Source organism: Paenibacillus koleovorans NBRC 103111 (assembly GCF_004000845.1).
Classification (GTDB): Bacteria; Bacillota; Bacilli; order Paenibacillales; family NBRC-103111; genus Paenibacillus_AA; species Paenibacillus_AA koleovorans.
The window spans coordinates 23,467-35,089 of record NZ_BIMA01000073.1; the positions used below are offsets into that span (position 1 = coordinate 23,467).

Genomic DNA, 11,623 nt, shown 5'->3' on the forward strand with positions numbered 1-11,623 from the left:
GAAACAATCAGTTTAGCCAAGTAACAATTCCCCGCACAAGCCCCGATTTCCACAGAGTTAGTCTGTTTCGAGTAACAAATTCCCGCACGAGCCCCGATTTCCACAGAATTAGTCCCTTACGAGTTCCGTTCCTCCTAATGCACCCTTCCGCCACTGCTCCCGAAATGCCCCCGGCGCCAGCCCGCGCACCCGCTTGAACGCCTTCGAGAAATGGTGCACGTCCGCGAAGCCGCAGTACACGGCGATGTCCTGCAGCGTCAAGCTCGTCGTGCGCAGCAGCTCCTCGCTGTGCTGCAGGCGAAGCCGCATCAAATACTGGTGCGGCGGCATCCCGAACGTCTGCCGGAACACCGCGCTGAACCGGGAAGGCGACAAGCTCGCCCGCCGTGCCATCTCCTCCACGGACAACGGCTCCGTCAAATTAAACGTCAAAAACGAAGTGATCCAATTGAGTGAAGGGGTTGTGGATGCCGAAGGTTTGGTCGCGGCAGGCGCATACTGCTTCAAGATAGCCAGCACAAGCTCCGTCCCGAGCTGCTGGGCCTCGAGCACGGACAAAACATCCCGCTCCAGCCAGCACTGCACCATCCGCAGCAGCGTGTCGCGAAACTGAACCGGGTGCACGGGGTTCAGCCGAACCGGCACATACACCCCTTGCAAGTCATTTAAAGCCGGCTGCATCAACGACTGATAGGCGCTCAAATCGGTTTGCCCCGCCCCCGTAGGAAAGCTCAGCTCCCGCTGCGGATTATAAAAGAAGTCCAAATGGGCATAAGGCGTAATCGTATTCGTCGTCCCCTGCAACGTGTGCAGGCTGCCCGGCTGAATGAGGCAAAATTGACCGCTCTCGAACGTGTAATCGACGCCGTCCACCTGGATCAGGCAGCTGCCCTCCTGCACATAAATCAACAAATAATCGAGCAGCCGGCGAATCGGCACATACCAAGGCGTCCGAACGGCATAGTCGCTGTTGCGGATATAGGGCACAACCGGCTGCCGGGCCAACAGCTCCTCAAGCGTCATCTGCTCCTTCATACGTCAGCCAACACACTCCTCTTCAACTAAACTACTCCCCTCAAGATACCAAATCTCCTAACAAATGAACAGTCGTTTTTGACAAAGAGCTTAGTTGGCTTAAACAACGCAGGAATCCGCATCTGAAGGTTATAATACAACTAACAACCCGAGCCACCTCCATCCCATTATGACGAAAGAGGGGTATCCCCATGAGCCAACAGACGAATCAGCTTCCCGATTTGCGGCAACCATACGCACTCACCGAGGATGAGATCGCAGGCTATGCGAAAGACGGACATATTATGCTGCGCCATGTCGCGACCCAAGCGGAAGTCGAGGCTTATCGTCCCGTTATCGGCGAGATGGTAAGACAATTAAACAAACAATCCAAACCGTTGACCGAGCGGGACACTTATGGAAAAGCGTTCATCCAGATCGGCAACATCTGGACGAAGAGCGAGGCGGTGCAGCGGTTCGTGTACGCGAAACGTTTCGCCAAAATCGCCGCCGACTTGATGGGCGTCGACCGCGTCCGCATTTATGCGGATCAAGCGCTGTACAAGGAGCCGGGCGGCGGTCACACGCCTTGGCATCAGGATCAAATATATTGGCCGCTTGACACGGACAAGACGATCACGATGTGGATGCCGCTCGTACCGATTCCGCAGGAGGTAGGCTCGATGACGTTCGGCTCGGGCACACACACGAACGGTTACATTTCGAAGCAGGTCATCTCCGACGATTCCCACAAGACACTCCGCGAATATATAGAGAGCAAGGGAGTCGAGACGATCAACCACGGCGGCATGGCGGCAGGCGACGCTACGTTCCATGCGGGCTGGACGCTGCATAGCGCACCGTCGAACCCGACCGAGCAAATGCGCGAGGTGATGACGATCATTTTCTTCGCCGACGACTCGCGCCTCTTGGAGCCGGACAGCAACGCCCGCAAAAACGATTTGGCCTCGTGGTTCCCGGGTCTCCAGCCGGGCGATCTGGCCGCAGGGCCGCTGCACCCGATTTTGTTCGACCGCAACGCTGACACCTGGGCCGAATAAACCCAGCCTACTCCAAGCTACCCTATCCATGACCAAGCTAACCCAATCCAGCCGTCCCCTCCCAGGGGGCGGCTTTTCCATGCGAACACATCCCGCCAAAACATGCCAATCCCCCGTTTATTTTCCACCCGATTGGGCAAAACTGTTAGAAGTATGTCCACGCCAAACAGGCTAGTTGAATAGGGATAACGTCCAGGAGGGGTTTGTTCATGCGCAAAAAGGGTTGGATCGGGTTGCTCAGCTTGCTGCTGCTAGTCGCGTTATGCGCACCGGCGGGAGCGCTCGCAGCCGACGAGAATGGCGCCAAATCGACGAAGGAAGCCGCGCCGGCCGTAGAGCTGGCGCCAAACGCAACATCTGCGGTTCTCCTAGACGCCGACACCGGTACGGTGCTCTACGAGAAAAACATGAATGAGAAGAAGGCGCCGGCCAGCATCACGAAAATCATGACGATGGTGCTGATCATGGAAGCTCTCGATCAAGGCAAGATCCAGATGAACGAGAAAGTCCGTACGAGCGAATACGCCGCCTCGATGGGCGGGTCGCAAATTTTCCTCGAGCCGGGCGAGGAGCTGACTGTCGAAGAGATGCTGAAGGGCATCGCGATGGCGTCCGGCAACGACGCCTCCGTCGCCATGGCGGAGAAAATCGGAGGCACGGAAGAAGCGTTCGTCGCCATGATGAATGCGAAGGCCAAAGAGCTCGGCATGAACAATACGCATTTCGTCAATGTGAACGGCCTGCCCGCGGACAATCACTATACGACGGCTTATGATATCGCGGTAATGTCGCGGGAGCTGCTGAAGCACGAAGAAATTACGAAATACACCGGCCAATACCAGGATTACTTGCGCAAAGATACGGCGAACCCGTTCTGGCTCGTCAACACGAACAAACTCGTGCGTTTCTATGCGGGGGCGGACGGCCTGAAAACCGGCTACACCAGCGAAGCGAAGTTCTGCTTGTCGGCGACGGCGAAGCGGGACAACTTCCGCATCGTGGCCGTCGTCATGGGCGAACCGAACACGAAGACGCGGAACGCCGAAGTGACCAAGCTGTTCGACTATGCGTTTTCCCAATACACGAACCACCCGATCTTCAAAACCGGCGACCCGATCGGAACGCTGCAGGTGGCGAAGGGCAAACAGACGGAAGTGTCGCTGACTGCGAACCACCAATATTCGGTGCTGCTGAAGAAGGGCGAAGCCGGCGCGGATATTCGCCACGAGCTGCAGTTGGAGCCGGGCTTGAAGGCACCGATCAAGATGGGGCAGCCGATCGGCAAGCTCGTCGTGTTCAAGGGCGACGTCAAAATCGCCGAGTTCCCGATCGAATCGCCGCTCGATGTGCAAAAGGCGGGACTGTGGACGTTGCTGAAGCGTACGGCCGGCCAAATGTTTACAATCGACTAAATCGGCCGAATTTTGTCTAATCGGATCGTTTTAGTAAAACAATTAGCAGTTTTCTTCTAGTTTTGTCGGCTTGCAGGAAATTCCATTCGTTTCGTAGAAACTAGTCTGCATTGCGAAGGGAGTTGAGCTGGAGTGAGTCTGCAAATTGAAATGGAACATTACCGACGGACGCTCATTGTGCGTCTGCGCGGCGAGCTGGATCACCATTCGGCGGAAACCGTCCGCACGCGGATGGAGGAAGCGATTCTGAAGGGCGACACCCGGCATGTGGTGCTGAGCCTGAAGGAGCTTTCCTTCATGGACAGCTCCGGGCTCGGGGTCATCCTCGGCCGGTACAAGCAAGTGACGGGCAAAGGCGGCCGCATGGTCGTCTGCGAAGCGAATCCCGCCGTCTACCGCTTGTTCGAGCTATCCGGCTTGTTCAAAATTTTGGCGTTTCAGGAAAATGAGAGACTTGCACTTTCCAGTCTGGAGGTCGTGTCATGAGTGGAGCCAACTTTATGACCTTGCAGTTCGCCAGCCGTTCGCAGAACGAAGCATTCGCCCGGGTCGCCGTGGCGGCATTCGTCTCCCAGCTCGATCCGACAATGGAGGAGCTGACGGACATCAAGACCGTCGTCTCCGAAGCGGTGACGAACTCGATCATTCACGGGTACGATGAGCGCCCGGACGGCGTCGTGACGATTTCAGCGACTATCGAAGGCGATCGCGTGACGATCTCCGTGGAAGACAACGGCGGCGGTATCGAAGACGTGGCGCTGGCCCGCGAGCCGCTCTACACGACGAAGCCGGAGATGGAACGCTCCGGCATGGGCTTTACGATTATGGAAAACTTCATGGACGACGTAGCGGTCGTATCGGTGCCGGGTCAAGGCACCAAGGTTACGATGGTGAAGCGGATCGAATCAAAAAAAGCGCTGTATAACTAGGGGTAGGGGACATGGATGTGGATCTGAAGCACGCCTCACACAGTTATTTGGACGACAGCGAGGTTAAGAGACTGATCGCCCTCAGTCAAGCCGGCGACAGCCTGGCGCGGGAGACGCTCGTGGGCTGCAACATCCGCCTCGTATGGTCGGTTGTGCAGCGCTTCCTGAACCGCGGCTACGAGCCGGAGGACTTGTTCCAAATCGGGTGCATCGGCTTGCTGAAATCCGTGGACAAATTCGATTTGTCCTATGACGTCAAGTTTTCCACTTATGCCGTCCCGATGATCATCGGGGAAATCCAGCGTTTCCTGCGAGACGACGGCACCGTCAAGGTAAGCCGCTCGCTCAAGGAGCTGGCGAATAAAGTGCGCAAGAAGAAGGATGAGCTGTCCAAGAAGCTCGGCCGTCTGCCGACGATCGGCGAGGTTGCGGAGGAGCTCGGGATCACGTCCGAAGAAGTCGTCTTCGCCCAGGAAGCGAACAAGCCGCCGTCCTCGATTCACGAGACGGTGTTCGAGAATGACGGCGATCCGATTACGCTGATGGATCAAATCGCGGACGAAGGTCAGGAGCGATGGTTCGACAAGCTGGCGCTGAACGAGGCGATCAACACGCTGAACGAGCGGGAACGGCTCATCGTGTACCTGAGGTACTTCCGAGACCAGACGCAATCCGAAGTGGCGAACCGGCTAGGCATTTCCCAAGTACAAGTGTCGCGGCTGGAGAAAAAAATATTGCAAGTCATCAAGGAACAGATCGCGCAATAGCGGTCTGTTCTTTTGGCGTCCGGTATAGTAGGATCGAGGAAGAAGAACGGGAGGGAGGCGGCGAACGGATGGACGATAAATTGTTCACAGGACGGCATCGGCTGATGAAGGGGCGGTCGTTCGGCTTCTATGAATGCGGTCCGGAGTGGGCTTGGGCGCCGCCGCCATTCGAGTATTACGACCTCTGGTACGTGTTTTCGGGTGAAGGGGAGATGCGGCTGAATGACGTAACGTACGGGCTACGCAAAGGCGTCTGCATTCTCGTCCAGCCCGGCGACGCTCCAGTAGGCCGTCAAAATCTCGACAACCGGCTGACTGTGCTGTACCTGCACTTCGAGCCGATGAACACGGAGACGGGGGAGCCCGTCAAGGGACTCCCCCGTCTGCCGTCGGCTTACAGCTTGACCGAAGTATCGACGGACGAAACGATCATGCTGCGGCTGCTCGAGCTATGCGACAGCGCCGCCGCCTGGCGCGAGGAGGAGTTTGATCTCCTCCTCAGGCTGGTGCTGCTCCATCTGCAGCGCAGCGCCATGACGCAGGCGGACGGCTCCGAGCCGAGCGGCCTGCACGACAAGGCGGTGCGCAAGCTCAAAGCGCTCATCCGCACGATGTCCGGCCAGTTTCCGGCGGACAAGCAGCTGATAGAGGCGACCGGCTTCTCGCCTGTCTACGCGAACCGGATATTCCGCAAAGCGACGGGTCAGTCGATCAAGCAGTTCAGCCTGCAAGTGAAGATGGAGCGGGCGCTCCATCTCATGACCGAGACGTCGCTGTCGGTGACGCAAGCGGCCCAATCGCTCGGCTACTCCGATGTGTTCTATTTCAGCAAGCAGTTCAAGCAGCATTTCGGCGTCTCGCCGACGGCTTATCGCAAGTAGCGCCTCCAACCACGCCCACCCTGGTAGCCCCGCCTAATCGCATCGTATGGTTCTAGCGTCAGCACTGCGCGCCGGACATTTCGTTCGTGAACATGCGCTTGTATTCCTTCGGCGTTACCATCTCCGAGCTCTCGGCGGCGTAATGGAACTGCAGCGCCCGGCGTTTCTTGGTCGAGAAATTGCTCGGCGTGCCGTGATGCAGCATGCCGTGGAAGAACAGCAAGCCGCCTGGGTCAAGCGGCGCCACCAGCGCGCGGTCCGCCTCGACATTCTCGTCGCACATCTGCCAATCCCGCTCGGCATAATGCGGCACGCCGCCCAGCATATGCGAGCGCGGGATAATGTGCATGCAGCCGTTGTCCACGCTAGCCTCGTCGACGGCGATCCATACGCCGAGGATCGACCGGTCGTAATCCAGGCCGCGATAAGCCATGTCCTGGTGCCAAGGCTTCTCGCCCCCGCCTTGCGGCGGCTTCAGGAGCGCCATGTCCTGCACGAGCTTCGGCTTCTCGCCCAGCAGCATCTCCACAACGCGGAGCAGCTCCGGATGATAGGCCATGGCATAGAACCGTTCGTCGTAATAGACGTAATCCCCGATTTTCCGGGCCATCCGCTCGTATTCGTCGAAGGAACCGACGCTCTCGCAGGGACGGATGTCGTCTACGATCCGCGTGGCGCCGTCCGGCTTGACGATCTGGACGAATGGCAGCTTCACTCGCTTCGACTCGCCGCTTTCCTCCGCAGGCTCCAACCCCGCAGGCGCCGTTTCAGCCGCCGTCGATTCCATCCGTCGTTCCCGCATCCACGTGTTGAACTCCTCGCGTGTCCGCATGTAGCGGTCATTCAGCATCGCTTTAATCGCGTCCCCGGAGGCGTCGATCAGCTCCTTCGAGTAGCCGTTGCGCAGCGCCAAATATCCTTTTTCCCTGTAAAACTTCACTTGCCCCTCGCCAACGCCGTTCCAATCGTCCACATAGTCCGCAAGCGTTACGCTTGGGTACAGCACCCGGTTGATCTCTGCCGCATCGGTCAATTTCATATCGGCTTCCTCCTCGACCCATTTGTACTTTTTGCAACAACAGCTTCTGAACGATCTGACTTCATAGTACTGTGTATGGCTTTATTCAGCCATGGAGCGTTTGGACGCGTTTTTGTACAAATCGGCATAAACTTATACCGGTGGAAAGTTTTGCTGAGCCTGGGACGGAGTACTTCCACATGCAGTGCCGCATACTAAAGGGAAAAGTTTGTCATCCGAGGGAGTGATCCCATGCAAACGCCCGTTCATACGAGCCCGCCAGTGCTCTATATGCGGCTGCGCAAACGAATTATGGTGAAGAAAGGCGATCCGGTTACCTTAGGCGATGTCGCTCAGATGCTGGTGGATCCCGAATGGGAGTCCCGATTCAAGCAGCTCGTGCTGCATACTCCCGGCGATGCGGACGGATCCGTCCTGCTCCTCGATATGCTCCGCGTCGTCGAGGCGGTGAGAGGCTGCTGTCCCGGCGTGCAGATTGAGCATTACGGCGATCCTCACGTGCTTGTGGAGATCATGTCGCCGGCCCGCAAGCCGAATCCGATCCTGCTGGTGATCGTCTGGCTGCTGCTGTTCTTCGGATCCGGTCTCGCGATCATGAACTTTCACGTGGATGTGAGCATGATGGAGGTGCACCGCAAGCTGTTCAAGATGATTTCGGGAAGGGAGGTCGAGCATCCATATTGGCTGCAAATCCCGTATTCGTTCGGCCTGGGAGCAGGAATGGTCATCTTCTTCAACCAATTGTTCAAGAAAAAATTTACCGAAGAGCCGAGTCCGCTGGAAGTCGAAATGTTCATGTACCAGGAAAACCTGAACCGCTACGTCATCACGGAAGAATATATGAAGCTGCAGGACAACGGGAAGCCGCGATGAGTGCCGCATGGATCATGGAGGCGCTGCTGCTGGGCTTGATCGGGATCGGCGGGGGAATGGCGGTCGGCGGCGGCATGGTTGCTTTTCTCGTCGTGCTCGACGTTATTCCGCGGCTGGCCCAGATCGCCAAGTCGCCGCATCGGGTGCACAGCCTGGAGGCTGCGGTCGTGAGCGGCGCACTCTTTTTCACATTGGCGGATTTCATGAACGGGTCGTTTCGGCTGGCTCCCCTTGCGGCGATCGCGATCGGGCTGCTGTCGGGCTGCTTTGTCGGCATGCTGGCGGGGGCGCTCACGGAAGTGCTGAACGTGTTCCCGATTATGGCGAAACGGTTGGGCATCGGCGATTATATCATTTGGCTGCTGATGGCGATGGTGTTCGGCAAAGTGGCGGGATCGCTATTCGATTTTGTCTGGTACTGGAAATAGACGCGCGAATGATGCGATAGGAGGAGGCTTCACATGGATAAGATGGAAACGAAGGATAAGAGCGAGCGCGAATCGGACTCACAGACAGAGACGCATGGCTCGGGGATCAAGATACATAGGAAGCACCGCAAGAAGCAGGAGGACGCCAAGGTCGACGCCCGCGATATTTTGACGGATGAGGAGATGGGACTGAAGGAGGAGAAGTCGATTTCCCCTTCTTTGGAAGTGGTGATGCGGGCGCTGGAGGAAAAAGTCGGCTTGCACCGCAGCTTCGATATCGTGTTCCGGGAAATGGAGTTCGGTACGAAAAGAGTGGCGTTTTTCTATGTGAACGGCTTCGCCAAGGATACGGTGTTGACTGACGTTATTACCAGGCTCACGTATGTGGATGAGGAAGAGCTGCAGCCGGATCCGCTGAAAAGCTTCCTGGAGCGGTTCGTCCCGCATATTCAGGTGGAATCGATGCATGAGCTGGACAAGGTGATCGAGTTCGTGCTGATGGGGTCATGCGGTATGTTCATCGAAGGCGAAACGTCCGCGCTTGTCGTCGATGCGAAGAGCTTCCCGGTCCGTTCGATCGAGGAGCCCGATTTGGAAAAAGTAGTCCGGGGTTCTCGAGACGGTTTCGTGGAAACGCTGCTCACAAACGTCACGCTCGTGCGGCGCCGAATTCGCGATCCGAGGCTCAAGCTGGAGCTGCTCACCGTCGGGAAACGGACGAACACGCATGTGTGCATCGGCTACATCGAGGACATCGCCAATCCGGATCTGGTTAAGGCGATTCAGGACAAAATCAAAACCGTGGCGATAGACGGCATCCCGCTCGGCGACAAGCAGCTGGAGGAAGCGATCATGGGCAAGGGATGGAATCCCTATCCGTCCGTCCGCTACTCGGAGCGACCCGATGTCGTCAGCTCGCATATGCTGGAAGGACACATCATTTTATTCGTCGATACGTCGCCATCGGTCATGATCCTGCCGTGCACGTTTTTTCATCTGGTGCAGCACGTCGAGGAATATCGGCAAACGCCGATCGTCGGCAGCTATTTGCGCTGGGTTCGTTTCGTCGGGATCTTCGGCTCTCTGTTCCTGCTGCCGCTCTGGTTTCTGCTCGTCCAGAGCCCGGAGATGAAGCCGGCGGGGCTGGAGTTTCTCGGACCCCAAAAGCAGGGGGAGCTCCCCTTGCTGTTACAGTTCCTGCTGGTTGAGGTAGGCGTCGACATGATGCGGCTGGCGGCTGTTCATACTCCCTCTCCATTGACGGTAGCAATGGGCTTGGTAGCAGCGATTCTGGTCGGCGACATAGCGGTGAAGACCGGGCTGTTTATTAATGAAGTCATCATGTATATGGCGGTAGCGGCCATCGGGATGTTCTGCACCCCGAGCTATGAGCTCGGTTTAGCCAATCGGCTAGTCCGGTTGGCGTTGCTGGTACTGGTGGCCATTTTCGACGGGACGGGATTCGTCCTCGGCAGCACGCTCTGGGTAGTTGTTCTCGCTGTGCAGCGTTCATACAATGCACCGTATCTGTGGCCGTTCATCCCATTCGATGCGAAGGCTATGCTGAATATTATGTTCCGCCTCCCGGTATTGAGTTCGAAAATACGACTAAGCATCACGAACGCCAGGGACAAGACGCGGCAGCCGCCGGGCAAAGAGCAAGGATAACGGCGGTATAGCCTGCGCGCGGATTCTCCTCACCCGCTTATTGTCATCGGGGTAGACCTGTGGTACTTTAATTATCAAACAGATACAGGGAAGAGGAACAATCGATGCACCTACACGGAACAAGCGCGATCAACAACAGGGGACATTTGGAAATCGGGGGTTGCGATACGACGCAGCTTGCTGCCGACTATGGCACGCCGCTGTATGTGTTCGACGAGCAACTGATCCGCACACGCTGCCGCGAATTCCGAGACGCCTTCCTCGCCACCGGATTGCAATTTCAGGTCGCCTACGCGAGCAAAGCGTTCTGTGTGAAGGCGATGTGCCGCATTGTAGAAGAAGAGGGACTTTCGCTCGACGTCGTCTCGGACGGCGAGCTTTATACCGCGCTGCAGGCCGGGTTTCCGCCGCAGCGGATTCATTTCCACGGCAACAACAAGACGCCGCAAGAGATCGAGATGGGGCTGGATGCCAATATCGGCTGTTTTGTCGTCGACAACTTCATGGAGCTTCACTTGTTGAACGAGCTGGCCCGCGAGCGGAAAATGAAGGCGAGCATCCTGCTGCGCATCACGCCGGGCGTCGAAGCGCACACGCATGAATTCATCTCCACCGGGCAAACCGACTCGAAGTTCGGCTTCGACATGGAGAATGGGTCGGCGTTCCGGGCGGTCCAGGAGTCGCTGAAGCTGGAGCAGCTGCGTCTGCTCGGCGTTCATTCGCATATCGGCTCGCAAATTTTCGAGGTGGACGGCTTCGAGATCGCGGCGGACAAAGTATCCCGCTTCGCCGCTCAAGTGCGCGACGAGCTCGACTATACGTTCACGGTCATCAATCTCGGCGGCGGCTTCGGCATCCGCTATATGGAAGGCGACACGCCGCTGCCGGCCGCCCGTTACATCGGCGCGATCGCCGATGCGGTGAAGAACAATTTCTCGGCGCGCAGCTACCCGCTGCCGGAGATCTGGATCGAGCCGGGCCGCAGCATCGTCGGCGAAGCCGGCACAACGCTGTATACCGTCGGCTCAGTGAAGGATATCCCGGGCGTGCGCAAATATGTGGCCGTCGACGGCGGGATGACCGACAACCCGCGTCCGGCGTTGTATGGCGCCCGCTATGAGGCAATGCTGGCGAACCGGGCGCTCGACGTGGAGGAAGAGGTTGTCTCGATCGCAGGCAAATGCTGCGAATCCGGCGACATGCTCATCTGGGATTTGGCGCTCCCGGTCGTCCGCACGGGCGATCTGCTCGCCGTCTCCAGTACCGGTGCCTACAACTATGCGATGGCTAGCCACTACAACCGGATCCGCAAGCCGGCAGTCATCTTCGTGAAGGACGGTGCGGCGGATGTCGTCGTCCGGCGCGACACGTATGAGGATGTCGCGGGCAACGACGTCATCCCGGAGCGGCTGCGGAAGCAGCCGGAGCCTATTGCGAAAGCTTGACCATGGTTTAGGCGTGAGGCCCCCTGCGGCAATGGATGTTGCTGCAGGGGGTATTTTGACATTATAGAGTTTAAGTCCTTTACAGAACCAAAGCGTAAGAGTGCGC

Annotated in this window: 12 protein-coding genes; 10 read left to right on the forward strand and 2 right to left on the reverse strand. The window is 57.5% G+C overall.

All coding sequences use genetic code 11. The features are described 5' to 3' along the window. Positions 1 to 108: 108 nt before the first annotated feature. Positions 109 to 1,035 carry an AraC family transcriptional regulator gene (locus tag PKO02S_RS21355; protein ID WP_246067169.1) on the reverse strand — a complete coding sequence of 309 codons (927 nt, stop codon included), beginning with the start codon at positions 1,033 to 1,035 and terminating at the stop codon, positions 109 to 111. 191 nt (positions 1,036 to 1,226) lie between these two features. Between PKO02S_RS21355 and PKO02S_RS21360 the strand changes: the two genes are divergently transcribed. The 6 genes from PKO02S_RS21360 (at position 1,227) to PKO02S_RS21385 (ending at position 6,064) form a co-directional block, all read left to right on the forward strand. Next, the gene (locus PKO02S_RS21360; RefSeq protein ID WP_127585948.1) at positions 1,227 to 2,075 is read left to right on the forward strand and encodes a phytanoyl-CoA dioxygenase family protein; all 849 of its coding nucleotides are present in this window, start codon (positions 1,227 to 1,229) and stop codon (positions 2,073 to 2,075) included. Positions 2,076 to 2,284: 209 nt separating this feature from the next. Further along, positions 2,285 to 3,487, forward strand: a complete 1,203-nt coding sequence (locus PKO02S_RS21365) for a D-alanyl-D-alanine carboxypeptidase family protein (RefSeq protein WP_127585950.1) — start codon at positions 2,285 to 2,287, stop codon at positions 3,485 to 3,487. 132 nt (positions 3,488 to 3,619) lie between these two features. Continuing rightward, complete coding sequence (gene spoIIAA / locus PKO02S_RS21370; RefSeq protein ID WP_127585952.1) at positions 3,620 to 3,973, forward strand: anti-sigma F factor antagonist; 354 nt, start codon at positions 3,620 to 3,622, stop codon at positions 3,971 to 3,973. Next, on the forward strand, positions 3,970 to 4,416 hold the full coding sequence (spoIIAB, locus tag PKO02S_RS21375) for an anti-sigma F factor (protein WP_127585954.1): 447 nt from the start codon (positions 3,970 to 3,972) through the stop codon (positions 4,414 to 4,416). Before spoIIAA ends, spoIIAB begins: the two co-directional genes overlap by 4 nt. Before the next feature lie 11 nt (positions 4,417 to 4,427). Further along, on the forward strand, positions 4,428 to 5,183 hold the full coding sequence (gene sigF, locus PKO02S_RS21380; RefSeq protein ID WP_127585956.1) for an RNA polymerase sporulation sigma factor SigF: 756 nt from the start codon (positions 4,428 to 4,430) through the stop codon (positions 5,181 to 5,183). A 68-nt stretch (positions 5,184 to 5,251) separates the two neighbouring features. Next, positions 5,252 to 6,064, forward strand: coding sequence for an AraC family transcriptional regulator (locus tag PKO02S_RS21385; RefSeq protein WP_127585958.1), 813 nt, complete (start codon positions 5,252 to 5,254; stop codon positions 6,062 to 6,064). Between the two features lie 58 nt (positions 6,065 to 6,122). On the opposite strand, the gene PKO02S_RS21390 is transcribed toward PKO02S_RS21385, so the two are convergent. Then, on the reverse strand, positions 6,123 to 7,103 hold the full coding sequence (locus tag PKO02S_RS21390; protein WP_127585960.1) for a phytanoyl-CoA dioxygenase family protein: 981 nt from the start codon (positions 7,101 to 7,103) through the stop codon (positions 6,123 to 6,125). A gap of 231 nt (positions 7,104 to 7,334) precedes the next feature. Between PKO02S_RS21390 and PKO02S_RS21395 the strand changes: the two genes are divergently transcribed. The 4 genes from PKO02S_RS21395 to lysA all read left to right on the forward strand — a co-directional run bounded on the left by PKO02S_RS21395 (position 7,335) and on the right by lysA (position 11,517). Then, entirely contained in the window at positions 7,335 to 7,976 is a 642-nt protein-coding gene (locus PKO02S_RS21395; protein ID WP_127585962.1) for a stage V sporulation protein AA, read from the forward strand. Beyond that, positions 7,973 to 8,404 (forward strand): stage V sporulation protein AB, encoded by a 432-nt coding sequence (locus tag PKO02S_RS21400; protein ID WP_246067173.1) that lies wholly within the window; start codon positions 7,973 to 7,975, stop codon positions 8,402 to 8,404. Before PKO02S_RS21395 ends, PKO02S_RS21400 begins: the two co-directional genes overlap by 4 nt. A 33-nt stretch (positions 8,405 to 8,437) precedes the next feature. After that, complete coding sequence (locus PKO02S_RS21405; protein ID WP_127585964.1) at positions 8,438 to 10,072, forward strand: spore germination protein; 1,635 nt, start codon at positions 8,438 to 8,440, stop codon at positions 10,070 to 10,072. A 104-nt stretch (positions 10,073 to 10,176) separates the two neighbouring features. Next, positions 10,177 to 11,517 carry a diaminopimelate decarboxylase gene (gene lysA, locus PKO02S_RS21410; protein ID WP_127585966.1) on the forward strand — a complete coding sequence of 447 codons (1,341 nt, stop codon included), beginning with the start codon at positions 10,177 to 10,179 and terminating at the stop codon, positions 11,515 to 11,517. Positions 11,518 to 11,623: the final 106 nt, after the last annotated feature.

Coding starts and splice junctions, on each gene's coding strand:
- PKO02S_RS21405 (WP_127585964.1), top strand. CDS start 8,438: ATGGATAAGATGGAAACGAAGGATAAGAGCGAGCGCGAATCGGACTCA.
- PKO02S_RS21385 (WP_127585958.1), top strand. CDS start 5,252: ATGGACGATAAATTGTTCACAGGACGGCATCGGCTGATGAAGGGGCGG.
- PKO02S_RS21355 (WP_246067169.1), bottom strand. CDS start 1,035: ATGAAGGAGCAGATGACGCTTGAGGAGCTGTTGGCCCGGCAGCCGGTT.
- PKO02S_RS21365 (WP_127585950.1), top strand. CDS start 2,285: ATGCGCAAAAAGGGTTGGATCGGGTTGCTCAGCTTGCTGCTGCTAGTC.
- spoIIAB (WP_127585954.1), top strand. CDS start 3,970: ATGAGTGGAGCCAACTTTATGACCTTGCAGTTCGCCAGCCGTTCGCAG.
- PKO02S_RS21360 (WP_127585948.1), top strand. CDS start 1,227: ATGAGCCAACAGACGAATCAGCTTCCCGATTTGCGGCAACCATACGCA.
- PKO02S_RS21395 (WP_127585962.1), top strand. CDS start 7,335: ATGCAAACGCCCGTTCATACGAGCCCGCCAGTGCTCTATATGCGGCTG.
- lysA (WP_127585966.1), top strand. CDS start 10,177: ATGCACCTACACGGAACAAGCGCGATCAACAACAGGGGACATTTGGAA.
- sigF (WP_127585956.1), top strand. CDS start 4,428: ATGGATGTGGATCTGAAGCACGCCTCACACAGTTATTTGGACGACAGC.
- PKO02S_RS21390 (WP_127585960.1), bottom strand. CDS start 7,103: ATGAAATTGACCGATGCGGCAGAGATCAACCGGGTGCTGTACCCAAGC.
- PKO02S_RS21400 (WP_246067173.1), top strand. CDS start 7,973: ATGAGTGCCGCATGGATCATGGAGGCGCTGCTGCTGGGCTTGATCGGG.